Genomic DNA, 26,521 nt, shown 5'->3' on the forward strand with positions numbered 1-26,521 from the left:
GGCGGCCCCACCCCGTCTTATCAGCTCGCCTTGCGCTTGCTCGTCGCGGCGCGGTACGTGATGACCGCCGTGACCAGCAGGATCAGCGTGGTGCCGGTGGCCGCGAGATGGATACCGTCCACGAACGCACCGTGCGCGGCGTTCAGCAGTGAGCTGGATGCCGGTTCACCGAGCGAGCGTGCGGTTTCCACCGCACCGCCCAGGGATTCCCGCGCCGCGTCGGTATGCGCGGCCGGAACCGCGGACAGATCCAGGCCGTGCCGGAACGCGGCCATCACACCGCTGCCCAGCACCGCGACGCCAAGTGCCACACCGGCTTCCAGCGCGGTCTCGGAAATCGCGGCGGCATTGCCCGCGCGCTCGGCCGGAGCGGTGGTGATGATCATGTCGGCCGAAACCGTCAGCGCCACACCGACACCCAGGCCGATCAACAGGAATCCGATCATGAACGGCAGCACCGACGCCGACGGATCGGCTTCCAGCAGCCAGAACATGGACGCGCCCGCCGCAGCCGTGACCAGCGCACCGCACAGCACGCTCACCGGACGCCAGCGACCGACCAGCCACGCCGCCAGCAACGAACCGGCCATGCTGCCGAATGTGCCCGGGATCAACAGCAGACCCGCCTGCAACGGCGCGCGCCCCAGCACCAGCTGGAGATACTGCGAACCGAAGAACAGCACACCGGCCAACGCGAAGATGGACAGCAGATTGGTCAGCACCGCCGCCCGGAACGGCGGCAGCCGGAACAGCTCCAGATCGATCAGCGGATCGGTCAGCCCGCGCTGGCGGCGAATGAACACCACACCCGAGACCACACCGATCACGCCCGCGATCAGCTGATTCAACGCCGGCCCGTGCGCGGCGAACTCCTTGACCGCGTACACGATCGGGATCAGCGCCAGCATGGACAGCCCCGCGCTCACCAGGTCGAAGCGGCCCGGATTCGGATCCTTCGACTCCGGCACCAGCAGCGGTCCGAGCACGATGAGCAGCGCCATCACCGGCAGGTTCACCAGGAATACCGAACCCCACCAGAAGTGCTCCAGCAGCCAGCCGCCCAGCAGCGGGCCCATGGCCGCACCCGAACCCGCCATCGCACCCCAGACCGAAATCGCGAGGGTGCGCTGGCGCGCGTTGGTGAACATGGACCGGATCAGGCCGAGCGTGGCGGGCATCAGGGTCGCACCGGCGACACCCTGCAGAACGCGTGCGGCAATGAGCATTTCGGGGCTCACCGACCAGGCGGCGACCGCCGAGGCCAGACCGAATCCGGCAGCGCCGATCAACAGCAGTCGCCTACGCCCGATGCGGTCGCCGAGCGTGCCCATGGTGATGAGCAGACCCGCCAGCACGAAGGAATAGACGTCGATGATCCACAGCAGCTGCGGCGTGGTCGGCGCGAGATCGCCGGAGATGGCGGGCACCGCGAGATCGAGCACGGTGGCATCGACCGAGACCAGCAGCAGGGCCAGCGCGAGCACGCCGAGTCCGGCCCAGTCACGCAGGGACGCGCGCTCCGAACCGCTCTCGGATGCCAGCGCCGCAGCCGAGTCCGGGGTGGCGGGCATGCCGGAATCCCGGCGCGCGGTGGCGGGCCGGGGGTCGTTGACGCTGGGATCCGCCTCTGATCCGGGTCCGGATCGGGCGGAGGTGTGGGTGGCCATGGGAGCTTTCTCTTCCAGAGTTGAACCGTCTGGACGGTACAGTAACAGACTTACCGTCCAGACGGTACAGTTATGTCCCGTGACCACCCCTCGCGATCCGGCGGGCACCCGCAACCGGATCCTCGACGCGCTCGAAACCCTGCTGCTCGACAAGGGCATGTCCCAGGTGACGCTGGAAAGCGTCGCGGCGGCGGCAGGCGTCTCCAAGGGCGGACTGCTCTATCACTTCAAGAGCAAGGACGCGCTGCTCGCCGGACTGGTCCGCCGCCTCGGCGAACGCGCCGATCAGCAGCTGAACAATGCCGTGGCCCAGGGCGAATCGGTCGCCGAGTGGTATCTGCAGACCCCGCATCCCGATAATGACTCGGACGCGCTGGAGCTCGCGCTGTATCGCTCCATGCTCGCCGCCATGCGCACCGTCGACGGCCCGCAGGACAGCGCCGCCGACGAGGCCGATCGGGCCCTCGCCGAAATGATGAGCGGCTGGAAAACCGCACTGGACAATGAGATTCACGATCCGGTCAAAGCGGAAATCGTCCGGCTGGTCGGCGACGGCGTCTACCTGCGCGCCCTGCTCGGCATGTCACCCGTGGACCCCGCCCTGTACCGCCAGGTCGTGGCACGCCTGCTCGGCGAATAAACATGGGGCGACCACGGGGCACCTGCCGGTTAGAGTAGGTCCGTGTTGCCCGCCGCCGCCGATTCAGTCGGTCCGTCGGCCGGGTCGGTGGGGGAACCGCACACCGAACCGGCGACGGTCCCGATCCGACCCGTGCAGTTCCGTGAACTGCTGGATCTGCCATTCGCATTGATCCAGGCGCGGATCGCCACCTTCGCCGCCGTCTTCGGGGTGGCCGTCGCCATCGCGGCCGCCATTTCCGTCGGCGTCACCGTCTTCGTCTCGGTCGCCACCGGTGATTCGGACAGCGGCACCTTCTGGGGCGCACTGCTCACGACCTTGATCGCCGCCTGGGTGCTGCGCCTGTTCGTGCGCGGCTTCACCGTGCCGATGGGACTTTCGATCGTGCACCGGCAGCCCCTGAGCTGGCGCGCGGCGCTGAGCCGACTGTCCGCCGAAGCCGGTCCGCTGCTCGGGTATTCGGCCATGTACACGCTCATCGGGGTGTGTGTGCTCGCGCTCGGCGCACCACTCATGTTCACCGCGCCGTTCGCGGTGATCTGGCTGCTGTGGCTGCGCGCCCGCCGATTCGCCACGGTCCCGGCCATTTTCGAGGAGAACAGCACCTACCGGATCGCCACGCTGCGCTCGAAACTGCTGATATCCGGCACCGACTGGCAGTTGGTGGGCGTACTGATCTATCTGCGCGGACTGCTGCTGGTGCTGATCGTCCCGCTGCTCGCGCTGCCGCAATTCGCGGCGGGCATCACCGGCACCCGGCGCTGGGCGGTCACCGTCCTGCTCATCACCGCCGGTCTGCTCTTCGTCGCACTCGCCGAAATGGTGGAATCCTCCGCCCAGGTCGTCGCCTACGTCGATCGCCGCTGCCGCCGCGAAGGCTGGGATATCAAGATCCCCGGGGAGGCGCGGCCGTGAGCACTCCCCTGCCGCCGTACGAGCGGCCGCGCACGGACGGGTCCGCCCCCGTCGACGCGAATCAGCAGCCGCACAACCACTTCGGGCCGCCGCCGGAACCCGCGCTCGGTCCCGCCGCCGCCCACCTGGCCGCCGCGGAGGACGCCGCCCGGCGCGCGGATTTCGGTACCGCGTTGCGCGAGCGTTATCGCGCGGTCACCCGCGGGTTGGAACAGCGCGGCATTCTCGAGGAACAGCGCGCCCGCACCGCGCGCGAGACCGCGCAGGCCGCGACCACCGCGCTGCCCGGTGAGACCGTCGAATTGCCCGCGGCGGCACACAGTTTCGACGAGATCGTGTATGGCGGCCGCCCCGGCGCGGAGGCCGAATACCGGCGGCTGGAACAGGCCGATCAATTCTCGATCGCGCCGCCGCCCAAGAACGCGCCCGTCGAGATCACCGAACAGCGCCGCAAAGGCAAGAAGCAGCGGACCCCGCGCAAGAAGAACGAACGCGAACCGCTCGAATTGCCCGCGCTGCTGCGGGATTGGCGCTTCTGGGCGGTGCTGGGCGCACTGCTCGGCATCGTGGTGCTCGTCTACCTGGTGACGCACATCAGCCCGCCGCCGCCCTCGCCGCCGGAGCATCACGACAACACGCCCTACACACCGCCGCCGTCGACGTCGAAACCGCCGCCGACACCCCGGCACGCGCCGAATTTCGGCGAAGGCGACGACTCCATCTTCGAACGCCTGCCCGCCTGGGCGGCCTTCGGCGGCGCGCAGTTGCTCATCGCGTGGGGTGCGGTGCTGTGGTGGCGCGGTCGCCGCCGCGGCGCGGTGGTGCGCGAACCACTGCCGGTGGAAGCGCCCGCCAACGAGGTGCTCGCCGGACAGGCCGGGCTGTACCGCAAATCCCGCGACCACGACCACATCGCGGCGAAACTGCGGGCGGCCACCCTGCGGCGACTGCGACCGACCCTCGGCGTCACCGCCGAAACCCTGCCCGAGCTGGTGATCGCGCCCCTGGCCGCACGCCTGCACGCCGACCCGGCCATGCTGCGGGCCGCACTGTACGACCCGGTTCCGGACCGGGACACGCTGGAACTCGTGGCCGCACAACTCGAATGGATCGAAGCGGAGGTCTTGTGACCGGATCAGAGCCCACAGCCGTCGTCGTGATGGACACCAATCACGCGCCGACACCCGAACAGGCCCAGCAGGCGCTGCTCGCCCTGCGCGCCGAGATCGGCAAGGCTGTCGTCGGCAACGACCAGGCGGTCATGTACCTGGTGCTGGCACTGCTGTGCCAGGGCCACGTACTGCTGGAAGGCGTTCCGGGCGTGGCCAAGACGCTGCTGGTGCGCGCGCTGGCCAAGGCCCTGGATCTGGAGCACAGCCGCATCCAGTTCACCCCGGACCTGATGCCCGGCGATGTCACCGGCTCGCAGATCTACGATCCGCATTCGGCCGAATTCACCTTCCGGCGCGGGCCCGTGTTCACCAACCTGCTGCTCGCGGACGAAATCAACCGCACCCCACCGAAAACCCAGTCCGCGCTGCTGGAATCGATGGAGGAGCGCCAGGTTTCGGTGGACGGCGTGCCGCGGCCGCTGCCCGATCCGTTCGTGGTGATCGCCACCCAGAATCCGATCGAGCAGGAGGGCACCTATCCGCTGCCGGAGGCGCAGCTGGACCGGTTCCTGTTCAAGGTCGACGTTCAATTGCCCGGGCGCGAAGACGAATTCCGGATTCTGCAGCGGCACGCCGCGGGCTTCGATCCGCGCGATCTGGATGCCGCCGGACTGCGGCCGGTCGCCGGACCCGAACACATCGCGACCGCCCGCAAGGCCGTCGCCCAGGTGACATTGAGCCCGGAAGTGCTCGCGTACACGGTCGATCTGTGCCGCGCCACGCGCACCTCCCCCGCCGTCGCGCACGGCGCGTCCACCCGTGGCGCGACCGCGCTGATGGCGGCGGCGCGCGCCTTCGCCTGGTTGAACGGTCGCGGTTACGTCACCCCCGACGATGTGAAAGCCGTTGCCACCACGGTGCTGCGGCATCGCCTGCAACTGCGGCCCGAACACGAGGTGGAGGGCGTCACCGCCGAAGGGGTGATGGCGTCACTGCTGATGTCCGTCCCGGTTCCGGTGTAGATCGTGGTCGTCACCGGCCGGTTGGCCATCGCGGCGGGCGTCGCCGCACTCTTCGTCACCTTCGTGCTGCCCTCCTGGGTGGGACTGCTGGGCGCGACCGCGGTACTGGTCGCGCTGGTGCTGCTCGATGTGCTGCTGCTGGGTTCGCCCGGGGCACTGGAGCTTTCGCGCGATCCGATCACCACGGTGCGCACCGGGCGCACCGCCGAGGTGGAACTCACCGCGCTGAACACCGGCGACCGCACGCTGCGCGGCACGCTGTGGGACGACTGGCCGAACAGCGCACAGGCCCGCAATCGCGCGCACGCGCTGAATCTGCCGCCCAACACCAGGATTCGGCTGCACACCGAACTCACCCCGGAGTACCGGGGCGATCGGGTCGCCGGTCCGGTCACCGTGCGCCTGCTCGGACCGCTCGGCATCGCCGGACGCCAGACGCGCCGCACCGTTCCGGCCCGGTTGCGCGCGCTGCCGCCGTTCCGGAGTGAGCAGCTGCTCGCCTCCAAAGTCCGTCAGCTGCAACATCTCGAGGGCCGCAACACCACCAACCGGCGCGGACAGGGCACCGAATTCGACTCATTCCGCGAATACGTCGCGGGCGACGATGTGCGCACCATCGACTGGCGCGCCACCGCGCGCGCCAATGACGTGCTGGTGCGCACCTGGCGGCCCGAACGCAATCGGCACGTGGTCATGCTGCTCGATACCGGCCGGGTGAGCGCGGGCCGCGTCGGCGACGGCACCCGGCTGGACGCCACCATCGAGGCCGCGCTGCTGCTCGGCGGGCTCGCCGCGGCGGGCGGCGATTCGGTGGATCTGCTCGCCTACGACAACGCGCTGCGCGCGGAAGTGCGCGGCATCGGCGGAAAACGCTTGCAGCTCAAGCTCATGCACGCCCTGGCGGGCGTCACCCCGCAACTGGCCGATACCGACTATCAGGGTCTGCTGCGCACCACCCTGCAACGCGCCCGCCGCCGCAGTCTGGTCGTCTGGTTCACCCACCTCGATGCCGCCACCGTGCAGGAGGGGCTGCTCCCGGTGCTGCCGATTCTGGCCGACCGGCATCGCGTGCTGATCGTCGCGGTCACCGATCCGGATATCGCGGCCGCCGCCACCCGGCGCTCCGCGCTGGACGATCTCTACACCGCGGCCGCCGCCGAGAACGTCATCGCCGAACACGCGGTGGCGCGGGAAACCCTGCGCCGCATGGGCGTCCGCGTCATCTCGGACTCCCCCGACCGGTTGCCGGGCGCGCTCGCCGACGAATACCTGGAGCTCAAGCAAACGGGCGCAATGTAATTCGCCCGTTCGCGGGAACCCGTCACGCCGCGCGCTGGAACGCCTTGGTGTCCGGCTTGGGCGGGGGCGGGAAGGAACGACGCTGCCGTTCGGCCAGCACCGCGCCCAGAATCTGCACCGGCGGATAGCCATTCAGCGGCGGCGTGTGCAGCCGGGCGCACACCGTGACCACCAGGGCGCGGCCCAATTGATCCTGCGCCACGGGCGTGAGCGTGCGGAAGCGAGTCAGGTACTGGCGCACCGGGACCGCGAGATCATCGGAGAGCCCGGTCAGATCGAGCTGCCGCGCCCAGCCCTGCAACCACGGCGGCGGCAGCACCAGCGCCGCGAACGGCAGGCGGCTGCGATCGTGCACCACCACGGTGCCCGCCAGCGCGTCACCGATGCGGCGGGCGTTCGGCGAGCACAGTGACACCACGACCGCGATCAGGCCGGTGCCCAGAATCCAGAAGTCCACGATGCCCGCCAGGCCGCGGGTGACCGCGTGCCGGAAATCGGTGGGGCCGCCGTCCGCGCGCACCACCCGCAGGCCGAGCGCCATCTTGCCGAGCGACCTTCCGCGCGAAAGGGTTTCACTGAGCACCGGATAGCCGATCAGGGTCAGCGTCACCACGATCACCAGCATGGTGGAGATCCACGCCGTATCGGCGTCCCATACGAACAGAGTCCACAGGCAGAGGAAGAACAGCGCGACCCCGAATATCAACTGGATCATCAGGTCGAGCAGGAACGCCGCGGCCCGGGTCGGGATGCGCGCGATGGGCAGTTCTACGGCGACGGCCTCGCCGGTGGTGAAAAGGGCCATGTCACTCCTGCTCGGGGGCGACTAGCATTCTTCCGAGCCGAGGCACAGGAAGGCAACCGATGGACCTGGACGCGTATACGTTCCTGCACAAACCTTCCTGGGATCGGCTGGATCATCTCGCGACGCGCCGTAAGAAACTTTCCGGCGCGGAATCCGACGAACTGGTCCGGCTGTATCGCCTCACCTCGCAACAGCTGGCCCGCCTGCAATCGCGTTCGGCCGATGCCGAAGTGGTGGCCGGACTCTCCGCCGTGCTGACCCGGGCACGCGGCCGGGTGCTGAGCGCCCGCACCGATAACCTCGCCGAAATCCTGCGCTTCTTCACGCATCGCTTCCCGGCCGCGCTGTATCGCTCCCGGCGCTGGTGGGTATCGGTCGCGGTGGCGTTCATCGGGGCGTCGGCCGCCCTGGGCGCGTGGGTGGCCAATTCGGAGTCGGCGCGGCGGCATCTGGGCCTGGATACCGATACCGACCGGTTGACCCGCCCGGGCGGCGAATTCGAGACCTACTACTACGAGCATCCGCACGATGCCTTCGCCGCCCAGGTGTGGACCAATAACGCCGCGGTCGCCGCGGTGGCCCTGTTCATGGGGGTACTCATCCTGCCCGCGGTCTACGCGCTGGCGATGAACGCGCTCAATGTGGGCGTGAGCGCGGGCCTGATGGCCGACGCGGGCCGCCTGGACGCCTTCTTCAACTACATCCTGCCGCACGGCATGCTGGAGCTGACCGCGATTTTCGTGGCGGGCGGCGCGGGATTGAAACTGGGCTGGACACTGATCGATCCGGGCCGGGAGAGCCGCCCGCAGGCCCTGGCCCGGCAGGGCCGTGCCACGGCCGTTATCGCGCTGGGCCTGGTGGGTGTGCTGCTCGTCTCGGGTTTCCTCGAGGGCTTCGTCACTCCGAGCGAGCTGCCCGACGCGGTGCGGATCGGAATCGGCGCGCTCGCCGAAATCGGTTTCCTGGCCTATGTCTTCGGCCTGGGCCGGCGCGCGGTGCTGGAGGAGGAGACGGCCGCGGTGCGGGAGCACATGTCCGGCAACTCGGCGGTCCGGAATCCGGAAACGGTTGCGGGAGTGTTCGGTTCGACACTGGTGGCAACGGCCCGGAATTGATTTCCACTGGCCGCAGCGAGTCCGGCTCAGCTGCGGCCAGCGTTACCGTCGACTCTACACAATCGTTATGGCTACGCAACCTCCGACTTGCTGGGTGGGCGTATATGGCCACCAGGCGAAATGCCCTTTGCGCGAACACAACCCGACATGTCCGCTATTTACCGGCATACGCTTTGCGAGCGGTCTGCGGAGGTTAATGAAACCACCCGCGCGGTACCGTTCGGCGACCCTGTTTCGACCCCTCGCTCGGACTTCCGGAACACCCCCGTCGCCCGGTTTGCCGATTTCTCCCGGATAACCCTCCGCCGCCGGTTCAACCCGCGTTAAGCTGGAATTTCATGGCTGGTCGGCACCATTGCCAAGCGGTCGCCCGAGGGTAAACAGACCCCAAGTTTGTTTAACTCAGTTTTGACTAAACGAGCATCAGGCAATGGCCGCAGATAATCGGTCGCATACTCGAACCGACACCTTCCGGCAATCGATTTTCACCCCTCCGCGGACCGCCGGAGGCCATCCGGCAACGCCCCGGCCGAGGAGTCCCCGATATGCCTGCGATCTTCGTCACATCCGGCGTGACCTGCGGTGACCACCGCCTACCCGGGACCGGGCCCGGAACGGGCGCACGGACAGCGAAAAGCGAAGAGCCCCATCCGATTCCGGATGGGGCTCTTCGACTTGGTGGGCGAAGGGGGACTTGAACCCCCACGTCCTTACGGACACTGGCACCTGAAGCCAGCGCGTCTGCCATTCCGCCACTCGCCCGAGCGACTGAAAGAACGTATCACGGGGTATGCGCCAAAAAGAAATCGCCTGGTTATCGGCTGTGACGGCGGCCGATGCCGCGACGGGAACCCCGACCCGTTTCCAGGAGTTACAGGTGTGGACGATCGTGGATATCATGCAAGGACCGTGTCCCAGCGGCGACACGCCATGTCCGCGTGTCGCACAGTAGGACCGCCGCAGACCACACGGCGCCACCAGGAGACCAAGACACGAAGCACGCTTCACTCGCGGGAGCGTCCTGACCCGAGAGGAGGGGCTCGATGGGGATCGTTTCGCGATTCGAACGTCGCCTCCAGGGTGCTGTCGGCGATGTGTTCGCCCGCGTCTTCGGTGGCAGTGTCGTTCCGCAGGAGGTCGAGGCAGCGCTCCAGCGCGAGGCCGCGGACCATGTCCAGGACCTCGGCAACGGGCATCTGCTCGCACCGAACAGCTACGTCATCACCATCAACGAGTCGGACCTGGGGCAGCTCGTCCAGGGCGAGGGACAGGCCGACCACGACCTCGCGGTACGCGCGTTCGCCAAACACTTACAGGACTACATCCGTGAGCAAGGCTGGCAGACGTACGGCGAAGTGCACGTGGAATTCGAGGCATCCCCTACGCTGCACACCGGACAGTTCAGGACACGCGGTCGAGTGGACCCGGACGCCGTCGGCGGTAGTGTCGACCGCCGGGCGGGTCCGGCGGTGGGACCTGAACGCACACCACGACCCAACCCGCAACCAGGAGCTGGCCCCATGACGCAGAACTCAGGCTACGACCCAAGCCGTGAGCCCGCGGAGTCCGATCCACGAAACCGCGGGTACGCGCCCCCGCCCGCGAGCCGACCCGCTCCGCAGGGCTACGGCGAATACGGCCGCGGCGGTGCCGCCCCGCAGTACCCGGATCAGCAGGGCTACGGCGCTGCCCCGGATCAGCAGGGCTATGGCGAGTACCAGAACGGCTACGACTACAACCAGCAGGGCGGCCAGGGCTACGGCGCTCAGCAGGGTGGTTACGGCGATCAGGCGTACGGCCAGCAGCAGGGCTATGCCGATCAGGCGTACGGGCAGCAGCCCGGCTACTCCGATCAGGCGTACGGCCAGCAGGGCTATGCCGAACCCGGCTACGGCCAGCAGCAGGGCGGCGGCTACGCCGAACAGGGCGGCCAGCAGGGCTACGGCCAGCAGGCGTACGACCAGGGCGGCTACGGCCAGCAGGGGTACGCCGAACCCGGTTACGGGCAGCAGCAGGGCTACGGCGACCAGCAGGGCTACGCCGATCCGGGCTACGGCCAGCAGCAGGGCTACGCCGAGCAGGGGTACGGGCAGCAGCAGGGCTATGCCGAGCCCGCCGCCGGCGGTTACGGCGACGACCAGTACGGCCAGCAGGCCGGGTACGGCCAGCAGCCCGCCGCGGGCGGTTACGCCGCACCCGCGCGCAGTGGCTCGGGCTACTCGGCCACGCTGCAGCTGGACGACGGCTCCGGTCGCACCTACCAGTTGCGCGAGGGTTCCAACATCATCGGCCGCGGCCAGGACGCGCACTTCCGGCTTCCCGACACCGGAGTTTCGCGGCGGCACATCGAAGTTCGCTGGGACGGCCAGACGGCCATGCTCTCGGACCTCGGTTCCACCAATGGCACGCTGGTCAACGGGTCGCCCGTCCAGGACTGGCAGCTCGCCGACGGCGATGTCATCCGCGCCGGGCATTCCGAGATCCTGATCAGGATCGTCTGATCCCGTAAGCTCGCGGTGCAGATCACGATATGGCTGGATTTTCCTCCGCCGTATCGTGATCGCAACCGGTCGACGGCCCTATGATGCTGCCATTACTCGCGGCTCAACAGGCCGCGCCGACCAGGCGCACCGGTTGGGGGTCGCGGAGCTTTCTCCGTACTGACAGCCCGTACCTACGACACGGTCGAACAGGAGGTGGAGCACCGTGCAGGGACTGATCCTGCAACTCACCCGGGCGGGGTTCCTGCTGTTGTTGTGGCTGTTCGTGTGGGCGGTGCTCCGGACCCTGCGCAGCGATATCTACGCGGCCTCCGGCATCCGGGTGCCGCCGCGGACCCAAGGTGGTTCCGCGGTGCTCCCCTCCTTGCGCCGAGGCCAGAAGGGCGCCAAATATCTCGTGGTGACTCAGGGTTCACTCGCCGGCACCCGCATCTCACTCGGCACGCAGCCGGTGTTGATCGGGCGCGCGGACGACTCCACGCTGGTCCTCACCGACGACTATGCCTCCACCCGTCATGCGCGCCTGTCGCCGCGCGGCGAGGATTGGTATGTCGAGGATCTCGGTTCCACCAATGGGACCTACCTCGACCGGTCGAAGGTCACCACCCCGGTCCGAGTTCCACTCGGCACCCCCGTCCGTGTCGGTAAGACAGTGATCGAGCTGCGATCGTGACTCTTGTTCTGCGCTACGCCGCCCGTAGCGACCGCGGTCTCGTACGAGCCAACAACGAGGACTCCGTCTACGCGGGCGCGCGCCTACTCGCGCTCGCGGACGGCATGGGCGGCCACGCCGCCGGTGAAGTCGCCTCCCAACTGATGATCGCGGCACTCGCGCATCTCGACGACGACGAACCGGGCGATGATCTGCTCGGCAAGCTCGATCGCGCGGTGCACGAGGGCAATGCCGCCATCGCCGATCAGGTCGAGGAAGAGCCCGAACTCGACGGTATGGGCACCACGCTCACCGCCGTCCTGTTCGCCGGGCGCAAACTCGGCCTGGCCCATATCGGCGACTCCCGCGCCTACATGCTCCGCAATGGCGAACTCACCCAGATCACCCGCGACGACACCTTCGTGCAGTCGCTGGTGGACGAGGGCCGGATCACCCCGGAGCAGGCGCACACCCATCCGCAGCGCTCGCTCATCATGCGCGCGCTCACCGGCAACGAGATCGAGCCCACCCTGGTGGTGCGCGAGGCGCGCGCCGGGGACCGGTATCTGCTCTGCTCGGACGGCCTCTCCGATGTGGTGAGCGATGAGACCATCGCCAACACCATGCGCGAGGGCAGCACCGACGAGGCGGCCGACCGGCTCATCGAATTGGCTTTGCGCAGTGGCGGTCCCGACAATGTGACCGTCGTGGTCGCCGATGTCATCGACCTCGATTACGGGCAGAGCCATCCGATCGTGGCGGGCGCGGCCTCCGGCGAGGACGACGACACTCCCCCGCCGAATACCGCCGCCGGACGCGCCGCCGCCATGCGACCGCCGAGAGCCGCCCCGCGCCGGGCCGTACAGCAGCCCGAGCCGGAGCCGCCGCGCAAGAGCCACAAACTGCGCTGGATCGCGCTCTCGCTGGCCCTGCTGGTCGCCATCGGCGCGGGACTCACGGTCGGCTACAACATGATTCGCAGCAACTACTACGTGGGCACCCAGGACGACAAGGTCGTGGTGCTGCGCGGACTGCCCGGTTCGGTGCTGGGCTATTCGATTCACGATGTGGATCAGATCGCCTGCGTCACCCGTTCCGGTGAATTGCAGATCAGCGCAACCGGTTCCAGCTTCCCGGCGGGTTGCCGCGAACTGCGCCTGGTGGATCTCAAGCCCACCGGCCGTGATTCGGTCAACAAGGGTCTGCCGCCCGGCTCCCGCGAGGAAGCGGGCAAGCAGTTGCAGGCGCTGACCCGCAACGATCTGCTGCCGCCCTGCGAGAAGGCGCAGCCGCAGACCCAGCCCTCGACGACGCCGCCGACCACCCCGGTCGATCCGAACGCGCCCGTCACCACCACGCCCGCGGCGCCCACCACCACCCCGGCCGCCGTGCCGGGCGGTGAGAACCATCCGCTGGAACCCCGCAAGACCGATCAGCCCACCCCCACCACTACGACCGCGCCGCAGCAGCCGGGGCAGAACTGCAGAGTGACGGACTGATGTCCGCACCGGCACCACCGTCCGCTGGGGCCTTTCCCAGTCCCCCAGGCGGATTCGCTCCCGCGCCCCCGCCGTCCACCCGGCGGAATGTGGAACTGCTGCTGCTCGGTCTCGCGGCGGTGGTCACGACGGTGTCGCTGGTGCTGGTGGAGGCCAGTCAGGAACAGGCGATCACCTGGGAGATCGCCAAACTCGGCGCGGCCTACCTGGCGTTGTTCGGTGTCGCGCATCTGGCGGTGCGCCGTTTCGCGGCGTTCGCGGACCCTTTGCTACTACCGATCGTGGCGCTGCTGAACGGTCTCGGCCTGGTGCTCATCCACCGTCTGGATCTGGCCGAGAAGCAGGACGCGATCTTCGCCTCGCAGCCCATCCCCTCCCCCGATGCGAACCAGCAGGTGCTGTGGACGGGGTTGGGGATGGTGGTTTTCACGGGCCTGTTGCTGCTGCTGCGCGACTACCGGACGCTGGCGCGGTACGCGTACACGCTCGGACTGGTCGGCCTGGTGCTGCTCGCCATCCCGGCCATCCTGCCGGACCGGTTCTCGCAGGTGAACGGCGCGAAGATCTGGATTCGCCTGCCCGGCTTCAGTGTTCAGCCCGGTGAGTTCGCCAAGATCCTGCTGATCATCTTCTTCGCCGGGGTGCTGGTCGCCAAGCGCGACCTGTTCACCGCGGCGGGCAAGCACGTATTCGGCATGGAACTGCCGCGCGCCCGCGACCTCGGCCCGATGCTGGTGGTCTGGATCGTCTGCGTCGGCGTGCTGGTGCTGGAGAAGGATCTGGGCACCTCGCTGCTGATCTTCTGCACGGTGCTGTGCATGCTCTACATCGCCACCGAGCGGGTCGGCTGGGTGGCGGTCGGCGCGGTGCTGCTCGGTATCGGATTCGTGTTCGCGTACAACGTCTTCGGACATGTGCGGGTGCGCGTGGAGACCTGGCTGCACCCCTTCGCGGACTACAACAACACCGGCTACCAGATCTCGCAGTCGCTGTTCGGGCTGGCCACCGGCGGACTCGCCGGCACCGGGCTCGGCAGCGGACGGCCCTCGCAGGTGCCGTTCGCCAAAACCGACTTCATCATCTCGGCCATCGGCGAGGAACTGGGCCTGATCGGCCTGGCCGCGGTGCTGATGCTGTTCTGCGTCTTCGTGATTCGCGGATTGCGCACCGCCATCGCGGTGCGCGACAGTTTCGGCAAGCTGCTGGCGGCGGGGCTGGCGTTCACCATCGCCATCCAGTTGTTCGTGGTCGTCGGCGGTGTCACCAAGTTGATTCCGCTGACCGGTCTGACCACGCCGTTCGTCTCCTACGGCGGCTCCTCCCTGCTCGCCAACTACGCACTGCTGGCACTCTTGATCAAGGTGTCCGATGCGGCGCGCGCCCCGGCCCCCGTCCGTAAGCGGGCGCCGGAGCCGCTCGCGGACGCGCCCACCGAACTGGTACGGCGACCGAAGGGTGGTACCGCGTGAACACACCCCTGCGCCGGGTGGCGATGGCGGTCATGCTGATGATCGTCGCGCTGCTGATCAACGCCACCTACATCCAGGTGCAATTCGGGCCGATCGGCAAGGCGGACAGCCTGCGCAACGATCCGCGCAACGGCCGCGTACTGCTCGACGAGTACGCCCGCCAGCGCGGCCAGATCTCCGCGCAGGGCACGGTGCTGGCGAGTTCGGTGTCCACCGACGACCGCTACAAGTACCTGCGCACCTATCCGACCGATCCGCTGGCGTACGCGCCGGCGACCGGTTTCTACTCCATGCAGTACGGCAGCACCGGGCTGGAGCACGCCGAGGATTCGGTGCTGAACGGTTCGGACAATCAACTGTTCGGCCGCCGCTTCATCGATATGGTGTCCGGCCGGGATCCGCGCGGCGGCAACGTGATCACCACGATCAACCCCGCTATGCAGAAGGTCGCGTACGAGCAGCTGACCAGCAAGGGCTACACCGGTTCGGTGGTGGCGATCGAGCCGAGCACCGGGCGCATCCTCACCATGGTGTCCACGCCGTCCTACGATCCGAACCTGCTGTCCGGCCACGACGGCGCGGCCGCCGCGCAAGCCTGGCAGACCCTGCAGGGTGATCCGCGTCAGCCGATGCTGAATCGCGCTGTGTCGCAGACATATCCGCCGGGCTCCACCTTCAAGGTGATCGTGACCGCCGCGGCGCTGTCCAACGGCATCGCGAAACCGGACGACCAGTTGACCGCGCAGTCGCGAATCACGTTGCCGGACACCACCACCACGCTGGAGAACTACAACGGCAGCCACTGCGGTCCCGGCGACGCGCCGACCGCATCGCTGACCGACGCGTTCAAGTTCTCCTGTAACACCGCTTTCGTGGACCTCGGTATCAAGGTGGGGGCCGCGAAACTCAAGGACGAGGCCGCCGCGTTCGGTATCGGAACCCATCCGAACATTCCGATTCCGTGGGCGGACAGCACCGTCGGGACCATTCCCGACGCACCGGCCCTCGGCCAGAGCAGTATCGGACAGCGCGATGTGGCGCTGACTCCACTCGACAACGCGGTCATCGCTGCCACCGTCGCCAATGGCGGCGTGCGGATGCAGCCGCACCTGGTCGATCAGTTGCAGGCCCCGGACCTGAGCACCCTGGAGACCGTCAAACCGATGTCGGTCGGCCAGGCGATCAGCGCACCGGTGGCCACCCAGCTGACCAATCTGATGATCGAGTCGGAGAAGAACACCCAGGGAGGCACCCAGCAGCGGGGCTACCAGATCGCGTCCAAGACCGGCACCGCCGAACACGGCAACGATCCCCGCAATACCCCGCCGCACGCCTGGTACATCGCCTTCGCGCCCGCGCAGAACCCGAAGATCGCCATCGCGGTGATCGTCGAGAACGGTGGCGACCGCGCCCTGGCCGCCACCGGCGGTTCGGTGGCAGCGCCGGTCGCGCGCGCGGTGCTCGATGCCGGGCTGGGGGGCTGAGACGACATGACAGGGCAAGGTAGACAGGGTCGGAAATGCTGAACAACGGTGCGATGATCGCGGACCGCTACCGGCTGCATCGGCTGATCGCCACCGGTGGCATGGGCCAGGTCTGGGAAGCTCTCGACACCCGGCTGGATCGCCGGGTCGCGGTGAAGGTGCTCAAGGCGGAGTTCTCCGCCGATCCCACCTTCCGGCACCGCTTCCGCACCGAGGCCCGCACCACCGCGCAGCTCAACCATCCGGGCATCGCCGGGATTTACGACTACGGCGAGACCATGGACCCCTCCGGCGGCGAAACCGCCTATCTGGTCATGGAACTCGTGCAGGGCGAACCGCTGAACGCGGTGCTCAGCCGGCTCGGCCGACTGTCCGTGCACCAGGGTCTGGACATGCTGGAGCAGACCGGTCGCGCGCTTCAGGTGGCGCACGCCGCGGGCGTGGTGCATCGAGATGTGAAGCCCGGCAATATCCTCGTGACGCCGACCGGTCAGGTGAAGATCACCGACTTCGGCATCGCGAAGGCCGTTGACGCCTCCCCGGTCACCAAGACCGGCATGGTGATGGGCACCGCCCAGTACATCGCCCCCGAACAGGCCACCGGCGAGGACGCCACCTCCGCCTCGGACGTGTACGCGCTCGGCGTGGTCGGCTACGAGGCGCTGGCCGGGGAACGCCCGTTCACCGGTGACGGCGCGCTGACCGTCGCCATGAAGCATGTGCGCGAGGCCCCGCCGCCGCTGCCCGCCGATCTGCCGCCGAACGTGCGCGAGCTGATCGAGATCACCATGGCCAAGGATCCGACCCAAAGATTCGCCACCGGAGGCGAATTCGCCGACGCGGTGGCCGCGGTGCGATCCGGTCGCAGAGCGCACACCCCCGGCGGCGGCAATCCCGCCATCCCCACCGGCGCGACCAGAATCCTGCCGCCCGGCCCGACAATGATGATTCCGGGCGGCCGCGCCGATCAGGCCACCACCAGGTATCAGACGCCGCCGCAGTCGATGCGGCAGCCGCAGCAACCGCCGATGACCGGTTCCACCGTCATGATGTCGGGCCCGCAGACGCCCCCGCCGGGCGGTCCGCCGCGGCCGATGCACGTCGGCGCGCAGGACGGCGACGGCAACGGTGACGGCGGACGTTTCACCAACAGTCAGAAGGCCATGGCCGGACTCGGCGTCGGCGCGCTCATCCTGGGCGCTGCCGCCGCGGTGGTGCTGCTCAACGGTTCGCCCTCGGAGTCGACGCCGACCACCCGCACCAGCGCCGTGGTCGCGCCGCCCCCGGTGGCGACCACCACCACGACGGTGCCGCCCACCACCACGCGGGAGAAGCCGGTTCCGCCGCCGCCCACCTACGATCCGACCACCGAGCCGCCGGTCACCACCGTGCCGCCGACCACCACACCGCCGGTCACCACGACACCGCCGGTGACGACGACACCGCAGACCACCACGGTCCCCAAGACGACGACACCGCCGACCACCACCAGTCGCGGTGCCCGTCCGCCGTGGGACCTACCATCATGGCCAGCGGTTCCCGGTGGCGCCCGGGGCTACTACGGAACGACGGAACCCAGTGCTCCCGCCCTCCCCCAAGGACAGTCATGACGACCCCGAAGAATCTCTCCTCCCGCTATGAGCTGGGTGAGATCATCGGCTTCGGCGGCATGTCGGAGGTACACAAGGCGCGCGATCTGCGTCTCGGGCGCGATGTGGCGATCAAGGTGCTGCGCGCGGACCTCGCCCGCGACCCCACGTTCTACCTGCGCTTCAAGCGTGAGGCGCAGAACGCGGCGGCGCTGAACCATCCCGCCATCGTCGCGGTGTACGACACCGGTGAGGCCGAGATCGACGGCGGCCCGCTGCCGTACATCGTGATGGAGTACGTCGACGGTGACACGCTGCGCGATATCGTGCGCGGCAAGGGTCCGATGGCGCCCCGGCGCGCGATGGAGATCATCGCGGATGTCTGTGCGGCGCTGGACTTCTCGCATCGCAACGGCATCGTCCACCGGGATATGAAGCCCGCCAACATCATGATCAACCGCGCGGGCGCGGTGAAGGTGATGGACTTCGGCATCGCGCGAGCGCTCGCCGACAGCTCCAACCCCATGACGCAGACCGCCGCGGTCATCGGCACCGCCCAGTACCTGTCCCCCGAACAGGCGCGCGGTGAACAGGTCGACGCGCGCTCGGACGTGTACTCGGTCGGCTGCGTACTCTTCGAAATCCTCACCGGCGAACCGCCTTTCACCGGTGACTCGCCGGTCGCGGTCGCCTACCAGCATGTGCGCGAGGACCCCCGGCTGCCCTCGCACGTGCATCCGGGCGTGCCCCGCGAACTCGATTCCGTCGTGCTCAAGGCCATGAGCAAGAACCCGGCCAACCGCTATCAGACCGCCGCCGAGATGCGCGCCGACCTGATCCGGGTGCTGGGCGGGCAGAAGCCCACCGCGCCCATGGTGATGAACGACGAGGACCGCAACAGCTTCCTCGACGACGAACTGCCGCCGCCGCGCTCCTACCGCACGGTCGAGCGCCGCGACGACACCACCGAACAGGAACTCGTCACACCCGCCGACGGCGGCGGCCGCCGCATCGGACTGATCGCGGCGCTCGCGGTCGGCATTCTCGCGGTCGCCGGTGTCGCCATCTGGCTGCTCCTCGGCCCCGGCAGCAAACCGGATCAGGTGGCGGTGCCGGAACTGTCGAATCACAATGCCCAACTCGCGCAACGTGATCTGGAGAAGGCCGGCTTCAGCGTCGCCGTCCAGGACAAGGCGGACAGCAAGATCGCGCCGGGCAATGTGATCGCCACCCAGCCGCTCGGCGGCTCGCGCATCGACAAGGGCAGCACCGTCACCCTCCAGGTCTCCACCGGACCGTCCCAGGTCGCGGTGCCGCGGCTGGCCGGACTCACCCAGCAGCAGGCCGAACAGAGTTTGAATTCGGTGGGGCTGCGGCTGAATTCGGATGTGAAGCGGGAAGCGTCCAGCGTCGACGAGAAGGACAAGGTCACCAGCCAGAGCCCGGGCGAAGCGCAGAAGGTCGACTCCGGCGGTCAGGTCACCATCACCCTGGGTTCCGGGCCGGAGAAGGTCCGCGTCCCCGATGTGGTCGGGCAGCAGATCGAAGTGGCGCAACCGAATCTGACCGACAGCGCGGGCTTCAAGGTCAGCGTGCAGGAAGTCCCCAACAATCTGCCCAAGGGCACCGTGATCGGCACCAACCCGGCCGCGGGCACCATGGCGGACAAGGGTTCCACCGTCACCGTGCAGGTCTCCACCGGCGATAACGTGCAGATGCCGAGCCTGATCGGGCTCACTCCCGCACAGGCTGTGGATATCCTGCGCCAGCGCGGCTGGAGCGGGCAGATCACGCAGAACACCCAGAGCACCCTGGATGCCAGCAGCGTCGGCCGGGTCATCGCCCAGCAGCCGACCGCCGGATCCTCGATCGCCAAGAATCAGACCGTGACCATCACGACCGGGGTCATCTCGCTCGGCCCGCCGTGACAGCCACCCTGTGACTGACGGAAATCGGGTTGTGGAGAAGTTATCCACAACCCGATTTTCTTGTTGAAAAGCCTGCTACAGGCGCAGATGCCGGTTCATCGACATGGCCTCCTCGGCGAGATCGGCCAGTTCGACCACCTCGACACCGTGCTCGCGCAGTTTCTCCACACCCTCGCAGTTGTGCACAAAGGTGCCGGGTTCGCGCCAGGCGATCACCACGCGCCGAATGCCCGCCGCCAGAATCCGATCCGTGCACGGGGCGCGATCCTTGCTGCCGCGCGACGCACAGGGCTCCAGGGTGCTGTAGATGGTCGCCGACGACAGTCGATCGTCATCGGGTTCCAGCTTGTTCAGCGCGGATTCCTCGGCGTGCACCTTGTCATCGGTTTCGCGGGACCAGCCGTGGATGATCTCCACCCCGTCCGCGCCGACGATGACCGCGCCCACCGAGAACGCGGTCTCACTCGGCGGGCACAGCCGCGCCAGGCCGATGGCGTGCCGCATCCAGCCGCGATCCGAGCGAGCCTCATCCGACATCGGAATCCTCCTTCGGCAGATAGCGCAGTACCGCGATATCACCGATGCGGCCGACCTCGGCCAGCCGCATGCGGTGCCCGGAACCGCCCGGGAAATCGGCGGGCCCGAGGAAACGGGGGGCGGCCGGATCACCGACCACGATCGGCGCGACGGCCATGCTGATCTCGTCCACCAGATCGGCGGCCAGAAACGCGGTGTGGATGGCTCCGCCGCCCTCCACCATCAGGCGCGTGATGCCCTGATCGGCGAGATCGTCCAGCAGGGCGGCGAAATCGACTGCCGCGCCCAGGGATACGACCTTGGCCAGACCGTCGAGCCGGTGCCCGATCCGGGCGGCCCCGGAATCGGTTGTGTAGACGATTCTTTCGCCGCCGCAGTGCCACAGTCGTTGCGCGGGATCGAGATCGCCTGTCGCGGTGACGATCACCCGCAGCGGATACTCGGGCTTCCCCGCCGCGACCCGCGTCATCCGACGGTCGTCACTGTTGACCAGCAACCGCGGATCATCGCTGCGCAGCGTACCGGCACCGATCAGAATCGCGTCCGACTCAGCGCGCAACGCGTCCACCCGATCGAAATCGGCTGCGTTGGAAAGCAACAGCCGATCCGGCCCAGCATCGTCTATATACCCGTCGATGCTGACCGCGACCGACAACAGCACATGGGGCCGACCCCGACCGGCACTCATACCAGCGCCGCGACCTCCGCCTCGAGCGTGCGCACCAGACCCTCCGCCGGGCGCTGCCCGACCTGGCCCAGCCAGTTCGCGAGCATCCGGTGCCCGCCCTGGGTGAGCACGGATTCGGGATGGAACTGCACGCCCTGGATCGGCAGGGTGCGATGCCGCATGGCCATCACGATGCCGGATTCGGTGCGGCCCAGCACTTCCAGCTCGGGCGGCATGGTCTCTTCCAGCACGGTCAGCGAGTGATAGCGGGTGGCGGTGAACGGATCGGGCAGTCCGGCCAGCACGCCCGCGCCGATGTGGAAGACCTCGCTGGTCTTACCGTGCAGCAGTTCGGGGGCGCGGGTCACGGTGGCGCCGAACGCGACACCGATGGCCTGATGGCCCAGGCACACCCCGAGCAGCGGGCGCTCGTGCCGGGCCGCGGCCTTGACCAGATCGATGCTGACGCCCGCGCGCTCCGGCGTGCCCGGGCCGGGGCTGATCAGAATTCCGTCGAAGTCCTGTACGACGGCGTCCACATCATCGAGTCGCGAATCGTCATTACGCCAGACGACCGCGTCCACACCCAACTGTCCGAGATACTGGACCAGGTTGAAAACGAAGCTGTCGTAATTGTCGACGACCAGTACACGCATGATTCGAGAGTAGTCACCCGGCTCGCTCGCGTCGCACGCAATACCATCGTTTATTCCCCAAGGGCGGCTCGCGCCGGGAGCGCTCGAGTGACCTGGGATAATGTCTACCAAGACCTGCACGCCGAAACTGAGGACGTCATGCCCAAGTCGAAGGTCCGGAAGAAGACCGACTACACGATCAACCCGGCCAGCCGCACGCCTGTGAAGGTGAAGTCGGCCGGTCCGTCGCCGGTCTGGTACGTGTCCATCATGCTGGGCTTCATGCTCGCGGGCCTGGTGTGGCTGCTGGTGTACTACCTGGCGGCGGACCATATCGGCTGGATGAGCGATCTCGGCGCATGGAACTTCCTGATCGGGTTCGGCCTCATGGTCGTCGGCCTGATCATGACCATGCGCTGGCGATGAGCTCCTTACACGATTGTTATTCATACACACCTGTGGATGACCTTGTGGACAACTCGAGGACAGAGTGGGGAAAGTGACCACCGATCCCCAACTCTCCTGGTCCACACCCCCGGCGGCGCTGGTCGTCTGCGGTCTGGGCGGCCTCGTCATGGCCGTGGCGGCCGTCGTCACCAGCGATAACGCGGGCCGGTTGCTGATCGGCCTGGCCGCCCTCGGCCTGCTGTTCCTGGCCGGAATGGGAGTGCGGCAGCGGCCGCGCCTGGCCGTCGAGCCCGGACCCGTCCCCCGGATCGTGGTGCGCGGCCTCACCGGGCCGCGGTTCTACACACCCGATCAGGTGTTGCGCGCCCGCGTTGTGAATTACCGCCGCCTCGGTAGGCGCATGCCCATGCTGGAAATGGATGTGCGGCACGACGGCGAAGAGCGGCTGATCATTTTCGGCCGCTGGGATCTGGGCGCACGCCCCGAGAACGTGCTCGACGCACTGCGCCCGTACCTGGTGAATCAGTGAGCGCTACGACCCGGCGCTAGGACAGCGTCGGCGCGCCCAGCGCCATCACCAGGATCGCGATCAATCCCACCGCCGCCACCGCGATCCAGCCGATCCGCATGGCCAGCGCCGGTGTGCTCGCCTTCAGCCAGCGCGGCAGATACAGGATTCCGCCCGTCGCCGCGGTACCGGCCAGCAGTCCGCCCAGATGCGCCCAGATCGAAATCCCGGGCACCGCGAAGGTGATGATCAGGTTGATCACCAGCAGCACCAGGATCTGGGTCAGGTTCTGCCGCGTCCGCAGCATCACCACCGCCACCGCGCCGAAGATGCCGAAAATCGCACCCGACGCGCCCGCGGACGCCTGCAATGGATCGGACAGCAGCGTCACCGCGGCCGAACCGCCCAGCAGCGACACCAGATACACGCTGATGAACCGCGCCCGGCCCAGCGCGACCTCGCAGTAGGGGCCGAGCACGTACAGCGCGAACATATTGGTCAACAGGTGGATCGGGCCGATGTGCAGGAAGCCGGAGCCGATCACCCGCACCCATTCGCCGTGCCCGACCAGCGCGGGCACCAGCATCCAATCCCGGAACAGCGCCGAGAACTTGTTGTCCACCACGCTGTGCGCCTGAATCGCGGTGACCGCGAAGACGATCACGTTCGCGGCGATGAGCGCCCAGGTGACATACGGTTCCGGGCGTTTACCCTGCACCGCGCCCGCCTGATTGCGCACCGGCCGCACATCGGCGCGGCCCTGCTGCACACATTCGACGCAGTGCTGGCCGACCGCGGCCGGGGTCAGGCATTCCGGGCAGGCGGGACGCCCGCAGCGGCTGCACCCCAGACCGCCGGTGGGCCGATCGGGATGCCGGTAACAGGTCGGGGCGGGCTGCTGCGGTTGCATGTCGAATTCTCTTCGGCTCGGACCGGATTCAGGCGATGCTGATCTTCTCGATCACGATGTCGTCCTTGGGACGGTCATTGCGATCGGTCGCGACGTTGGCGATCAGGTCGACGATCTTGCGCGAGTCCGGATCCACCACCTCGCCGAAGATGGTGTGCTTGCGGTTCAGGTGCGGCTGCGGGCCGACGGTGATGAAGAACTGCGAACCATTGGTCGCCGGACCGGCATTCGCCATGGCCAGCAGATAGCCGCGGTCGAAGCGCAGTTCCGGGTGGAACTCGTCCTTGAACTCGTAGCCCGGGCCACCGCGGCCGGTGCCGGTCGGATCGCCGCCCTGGATCATGAAACCGTCGATGATCCGGTGGAAGACCGAGCCGTCGTAGAACGGGCCCTCGGTGCCGCCGGAGGCGTTCTTGGTCTTGTACGGGGCGGTGCCGTCGGCCAGGCCGAGGAAGTTCCGCACGGTCGCGGGGGCGTGGTTACCGAAAAGCGCGACCTTGATGTCGCCCTGATTGGTGTGCAGCGTCGCAACAGCAGTCTGATTCGGTGAGGTCACGCGACCAGCCTAGAGCCCGGCGCGAGCGAGGCTCCGGCGCGGCACACCCGACGGTGGCCACCCATCGCTTTCTGTGATTCCCTGCCCGGATTCGGGCACATATGTTGGCGAAAATCGATTCATCGGGCAAGCTCGGACCGTGACTGACGAGGTTCCGGCCGATCTGGTGCGCCATGTGGCGGCATCCACCGGACTGCCCGAAGCCGTCGCGGCCCGGGTGGTCGCCGACGTCACCGGATACTTCGGCGAGACCGCGGCGGAATTCGTGCGCCGCAGGCACGCCGAACTACAGCGCCGCCAGGTGCGCAATGCCGAGATCTGGCAGCGCATCGCGACCGAGCTCTCGCAGCGCCCGGTGGCCGCGCCCGAATTCACCGAACGGCAACTGCGCCGCATCGTCTACGGCTAGCACCCGGCTACAGCCGCACCGTCCACTTGGCTTCGTCATGCAACCGATCGAGGAGAACCTCCCGCAATGTGTGGAATCGTCGGATACATCGGACACCGCGAGTCGGTCCCGGTCCTGCTGGAGGGCCTGCACCGGCTGGAGTACCGGGGTTACGACTCCGCCGGTTTGGCCGTCCCGCATCGCGGGCGGCTGCGCATCACCAAAACCCAGGGGCGCGTACAGGATCTGCGCAACCGGGTGGACGCCGAAGGCGCCCGACTGCGCGGCACCGTCGGCATCGCGCACACCCGCTGGGCCACGCACGGCGAACCCAGTGACGCCAACGCGCACCCGCACACCGACGGCTCCGGCCGAATCGCCGTGGTGCACAACGGCATCGTCGAGAACGCCGAACAACTGCGCGCCGCGCTGATCGCCGACGGCGTCGAATTCCTCTCCGACACTGATACCGAGGCCATCGCACACCTGATCGCCGCCACCCTGGACAGCACCGACACCCTCGAGGACGCCGTGCGCACCGCACTGCATCACGTCGAGGGCACTTTCGGTCTGCTGGTACTGGATTCGCGCCGCCCCGACGAACTCGTGGTCGCCCGCAACGGCAGCCCCATCGTGCTCGGCGTCGGCGACGGCGAGATGTTCGTCGCCTCCGATGTGGCCGCGCTGGTGCACCACACCCAGCGTGTGGTCTTCCTCGACGACGGCGAGCTGGCCACCGTGCGCGCGGGTGAATTCCGCACCAGCACACTCGGATTGGATGCCAGCCGGACCGACAAGACACCCACCACCATCGATATGGCGGCCGAGGACTACGCACTCGGCGGCTACCCGGACTTCATGCGCAAGGAAATGGCGGAACAGCCGGACGCGGTACGCCGCGCGCTGCGCGGCCGCCTCGACGAGCGTTTCGCCACCGCCATTCTCGGCGGCCTGAACATGGACGCGCGCGAACTGCGCGGAATCCGCAAGGTCGTCTTCCTGGGTTGCGGCTCCGCCTATTACGCCGGACAGCTCGGCGCACAGCTCATCGAGGAACTCGCGCGCATTCCCGCCACCGCAGAACCGGCCTCGGAATTCCGCTACCGCAATCCCGTAGTGGATCCGGACGCGCTGTACATCGCCATCAGCCAGTCCGGGGAAACCCTGGATACCCTTGCGGCCGTTCAGGAATTGCAGCGCAAGGGCGGACGCGTCATCGGCGCGGTGAACGCGGTCGGCAGCGCCATCGCGCGCGAATGCGGTGCGGGCATGTTCCTGCACGCCGGTCCCGAGGTCTCGGTGGCCTCCACCAAGGCGCTCACCAATATGACCGTGTCCTTCGCCATGCTGGCACTGCTGCTGGGCCGGGTCCGCGATCTGTCGGCCGCGGGCGGCGAGCGCATTGTCACCGGACTGCGAGCACTGCCGGACGCCATCGAGACGGTACTCGAGCAGGACAAGGAGATCGCGGAGGTCGCGGCGCGATTCGCCAAGGCGCGCAGCATGTTCTTCGTCGGGCGGGTGCGCGGCTGGCCGGTGGCCCGCGAGGGCGCGCAGAAGCTCAAGGAGATCTCCTACATTCACGCCGAGGCGTACCAGGGCTCCGAACTCAAGCACGGCCCGCTGGCCCTCATCGATCCGGAGATGCCCAGCGTGGTGCTGATTCCGGGCGATGAACTGCTCGCCAAGAACATCACCACCATCGAGCAGATCAAGGCGCGCGGCGGCCCGGTCATCGCCATCACCAACACCGATCTGCCGGACGGCCTGGCCGATGCGGTCATCCGCGTCCCGGCGGTGGCGACCGAACTCGACCCGATCATCCTGACCATCCCGTTGCAGCTGCTGGCCTATCACATGGCCATCGCCCTGAACCGGGATGTGGACAAGCCCCGCAACCTCGCCAAGAGCGTCACGGTCGAGTAACCCCGTTCGCCGCTGCGCCCACCCCAGGGGTCCGGGGGCACCAGCCCCCGGAAACCCCTCCTGTGCACCCTTGGGTGCGCGAAGTCTTTCGCTGTGCCAAAGTGGTCGGATGGGCCTGGGGCGTTTTCGGAATCGGATCATCGTTGCGGCTGTATTCGCGATCGCGGGCGGTGTCGCCGCGATCTTCGCGAGTCGCCGTCCCCAGCCGCCGGCCCCCGCGGCGGAGCCGCCGCGCCTGGGTTATTCGCGCAACGGCTCCTCCCCCACTCAGATCGCGGAATCCGCGCGC

The 26,521-nt window shown here is 68.0% G+C and carries 24 protein-coding genes and 1 tRNA gene; 17 read left to right on the forward strand and 8 right to left on the reverse strand.

The genetic code is table 11. The features are described 5' to 3' along the window. Window positions 1–20: 20 nt before the first annotated feature. The gene (locus ACFVUS_RS21240) at window positions 21–1,571 is read right to left on the reverse strand and encodes an MFS transporter (RefSeq protein ID WP_387770077.1); all 1,551 of its coding nucleotides are present in this window, start codon (window positions 1,569–1,571) and stop codon (window positions 21–23) included. A 175-nt stretch (window positions 1,572–1,746) separates the two neighbouring features. Between ACFVUS_RS21240 and ACFVUS_RS21245 the strand changes: the two genes are divergently transcribed. The 5 genes from ACFVUS_RS21245 to ACFVUS_RS21265 all read left to right on the forward strand — a co-directional run bounded on the left by ACFVUS_RS21245 (window position 1,747) and on the right by ACFVUS_RS21265 (window position 6,655). Continuing rightward, a complete protein-coding gene (locus tag ACFVUS_RS21245) occupies window positions 1,747–2,307 on the forward strand; it encodes a TetR/AcrR family transcriptional regulator (RefSeq protein ID WP_387768687.1) in 561 nt (186 codons plus the stop codon). 132 nt (window positions 2,308–2,439) lie between these two features. Next, complete coding sequence (locus ACFVUS_RS21250) at window positions 2,440–3,222, forward strand: hypothetical protein (protein ID WP_387768690.1); 783 nt, start codon at window positions 2,440–2,442, stop codon at window positions 3,220–3,222. Further along, a complete protein-coding gene (locus ACFVUS_RS21255) occupies window positions 3,219–4,352 on the forward strand; it encodes a DUF4129 domain-containing protein (protein ID WP_387768693.1) in 1,134 nt (377 codons plus the stop codon). The genes ACFVUS_RS21250 and ACFVUS_RS21255 overlap by 4 nt, the downstream gene beginning before the upstream one ends. 29 nt (window positions 4,353–4,381) lie before the next feature. Continuing rightward, entirely contained in the window at window positions 4,382–5,356 is a 975-nt protein-coding gene (locus ACFVUS_RS21260) for an AAA family ATPase (protein WP_387770080.1), read from the forward strand. 3 nt (window positions 5,357–5,359) lie between these two features. After that, a complete protein-coding gene (locus ACFVUS_RS21265) occupies window positions 5,360–6,655 on the forward strand; it encodes a DUF58 domain-containing protein (RefSeq protein ID WP_387768696.1) in 1,296 nt (431 codons plus the stop codon). A 22-nt stretch (window positions 6,656–6,677) separates the two neighbouring features. Here ACFVUS_RS21265 and ACFVUS_RS21270 read toward each other — a convergent pair whose 3' ends face one another. Beyond that, window positions 6,678–7,460, reverse strand: coding sequence for an RDD family protein (locus tag ACFVUS_RS21270; protein WP_387768699.1), 783 nt, complete (start codon window positions 7,458–7,460; stop codon window positions 6,678–6,680). 59 nt (window positions 7,461–7,519) lie between these two features. Here ACFVUS_RS21270 and ACFVUS_RS21275 point away from each other — a divergent pair, with 59 nt between their 5' ends. Further along, a complete protein-coding gene (locus ACFVUS_RS21275) occupies window positions 7,520–8,575 on the forward strand; it encodes a stage II sporulation protein M (RefSeq protein ID WP_387768702.1) in 1,056 nt (351 codons plus the stop codon). 676 nt (window positions 8,576–9,251) lie between these two features. Here ACFVUS_RS21275 and ACFVUS_RS21280 read toward each other — a convergent pair. After that, window positions 9,252–9,337 (reverse strand) — tRNA-Leu (locus tag ACFVUS_RS21280). Between the two features lie 281 nt (window positions 9,338–9,618). On the opposite strand from ACFVUS_RS21280, the gene ACFVUS_RS21285 reads away from it, so the two are divergent. From ACFVUS_RS21285 to pknB, 7 genes are all read left to right on the forward strand, one after another. Next, the gene (locus tag ACFVUS_RS21285) at window positions 9,619–11,076 is read left to right on the forward strand and encodes a DUF3662 and FHA domain-containing protein (protein WP_387768705.1); all 1,458 of its coding nucleotides are present in this window, start codon (window positions 9,619–9,621) and stop codon (window positions 11,074–11,076) included. A 205-nt stretch (window positions 11,077–11,281) separates the two neighbouring features. Beyond that, window positions 11,282–11,749 (forward strand): FHA domain-containing protein, encoded by a 468-nt coding sequence (locus ACFVUS_RS21290; protein WP_364636871.1) that lies wholly within the window; start codon window positions 11,282–11,284, stop codon window positions 11,747–11,749. Then, window positions 11,746–13,227 carry a PP2C family protein-serine/threonine phosphatase gene (locus ACFVUS_RS21295; RefSeq protein WP_387768709.1) on the forward strand — a complete coding sequence of 494 codons (1,482 nt, stop codon included), beginning with the start codon at window positions 11,746–11,748 and terminating at the stop codon, window positions 13,225–13,227. Before ACFVUS_RS21290 ends, ACFVUS_RS21295 begins: the two co-directional genes overlap by 4 nt. Then, window positions 13,227–14,696, forward strand: coding sequence for an FtsW/RodA/SpoVE family cell cycle protein (locus ACFVUS_RS21300; RefSeq protein ID WP_387768712.1), 1,470 nt, complete (start codon window positions 13,227–13,229; stop codon window positions 14,694–14,696). The genes ACFVUS_RS21295 and ACFVUS_RS21300 overlap by 1 nt, the downstream gene beginning before the upstream one ends. Beyond that, window positions 14,693–16,180 (forward strand): peptidoglycan D,D-transpeptidase FtsI family protein, encoded by a 1,488-nt coding sequence (locus ACFVUS_RS21305; protein ID WP_387768715.1) that lies wholly within the window; start codon window positions 14,693–14,695, stop codon window positions 16,178–16,180. Before ACFVUS_RS21300 ends, ACFVUS_RS21305 begins: the two co-directional genes overlap by 4 nt. Window positions 16,181–16,215: 35 nt before the next feature. Further along, window positions 16,216–17,790 (forward strand): protein kinase, encoded by a 1,575-nt coding sequence (locus tag ACFVUS_RS21310; protein WP_387768717.1) that lies wholly within the window; start codon window positions 16,216–16,218, stop codon window positions 17,788–17,790. Beyond that, the gene (pknB, locus tag ACFVUS_RS21315) at window positions 17,787–19,697 is read left to right on the forward strand and encodes a Stk1 family PASTA domain-containing Ser/Thr kinase (protein ID WP_387768720.1); all 1,911 of its coding nucleotides are present in this window, start codon (window positions 17,787–17,789) and stop codon (window positions 19,695–19,697) included. Before ACFVUS_RS21310 ends, pknB begins: the two co-directional genes overlap by 4 nt. 75 nt (window positions 19,698–19,772) lie before the next feature. On the opposite strand, the gene ACFVUS_RS21320 is transcribed toward pknB, so the two are convergent. From ACFVUS_RS21320 to ACFVUS_RS21330, 3 genes are read right to left on the reverse strand one after another with little or no spacing between them, the layout of a single operon-like run. Further along, the gene (locus ACFVUS_RS21320; RefSeq protein WP_387768722.1) at window positions 19,773–20,234 is read right to left on the reverse strand and encodes a dCMP deaminase; all 462 of its coding nucleotides are present in this window, start codon (window positions 20,232–20,234) and stop codon (window positions 19,773–19,775) included. Then, window positions 20,224–20,922, reverse strand: a complete 699-nt coding sequence (locus ACFVUS_RS21325) for a RibD family protein (protein WP_387768725.1) — start codon at window positions 20,920–20,922, stop codon at window positions 20,224–20,226. Before ACFVUS_RS21325 ends, ACFVUS_RS21320 begins: the two co-directional genes overlap by 11 nt. Continuing rightward, window positions 20,919–21,557 carry an aminodeoxychorismate/anthranilate synthase component II gene (locus ACFVUS_RS21330; protein WP_387768728.1) on the reverse strand — a complete coding sequence of 213 codons (639 nt, stop codon included), beginning with the start codon at window positions 21,555–21,557 and terminating at the stop codon, window positions 20,919–20,921. Before ACFVUS_RS21330 ends, ACFVUS_RS21325 begins: the two co-directional genes overlap by 4 nt. A 138-nt stretch (window positions 21,558–21,695) precedes the next feature. Here ACFVUS_RS21330 and crgA point away from each other — a divergent pair, with 138 nt between their 5' ends. Continuing rightward, window positions 21,696–21,962, forward strand: a complete 267-nt coding sequence (crgA, locus tag ACFVUS_RS21335; protein WP_364637946.1) for a cell division protein CrgA — start codon at window positions 21,696–21,698, stop codon at window positions 21,960–21,962. 73 nt (window positions 21,963–22,035) lie between these two features. Continuing rightward, window positions 22,036–22,473 carry a PH domain-containing protein gene (locus tag ACFVUS_RS21340; protein WP_387768731.1) on the forward strand — a complete coding sequence of 146 codons (438 nt, stop codon included), beginning with the start codon at window positions 22,036–22,038 and terminating at the stop codon, window positions 22,471–22,473. Window positions 22,474–22,489: 16 nt separating this feature from the next. Here ACFVUS_RS21340 and ACFVUS_RS21345 read toward each other — a convergent pair whose 3' ends face one another. Beyond that, the gene (locus tag ACFVUS_RS21345; RefSeq protein ID WP_387768734.1) at window positions 22,490–23,362 is read right to left on the reverse strand and encodes a rhomboid family intramembrane serine protease; all 873 of its coding nucleotides are present in this window, start codon (window positions 23,360–23,362) and stop codon (window positions 22,490–22,492) included. Between the two features lie 28 nt (window positions 23,363–23,390). Then, entirely contained in the window at window positions 23,391–23,918 is a 528-nt protein-coding gene (locus ACFVUS_RS21350) for a peptidylprolyl isomerase (protein WP_387768737.1), read from the reverse strand. Window positions 23,919–24,057: 139 nt separating this feature from the next. Here ACFVUS_RS21350 and ACFVUS_RS21355 point away from each other — a divergent pair, with 139 nt between their 5' ends. After that, on the forward strand, window positions 24,058–24,327 hold the full coding sequence (locus tag ACFVUS_RS21355) for a hypothetical protein (protein ID WP_387768740.1): 270 nt from the start codon (window positions 24,058–24,060) through the stop codon (window positions 24,325–24,327). A 66-nt stretch (window positions 24,328–24,393) separates the two neighbouring features. After that, window positions 24,394–26,232, forward strand: coding sequence for a glutamine--fructose-6-phosphate transaminase (isomerizing) (gene glmS / locus ACFVUS_RS21360; protein WP_387768743.1), 1,839 nt, complete (start codon window positions 24,394–24,396; stop codon window positions 26,230–26,232). The last annotated feature ends 289 nt before the right edge of the window (window positions 26,233–26,521 follow it).

It is taken from the genome of Nocardia sp. NPDC058058 (genome assembly GCF_042885355.1).
Classification (GTDB): Bacteria; Actinomycetota; Actinomycetes; order Mycobacteriales; family Mycobacteriaceae; genus Nocardia.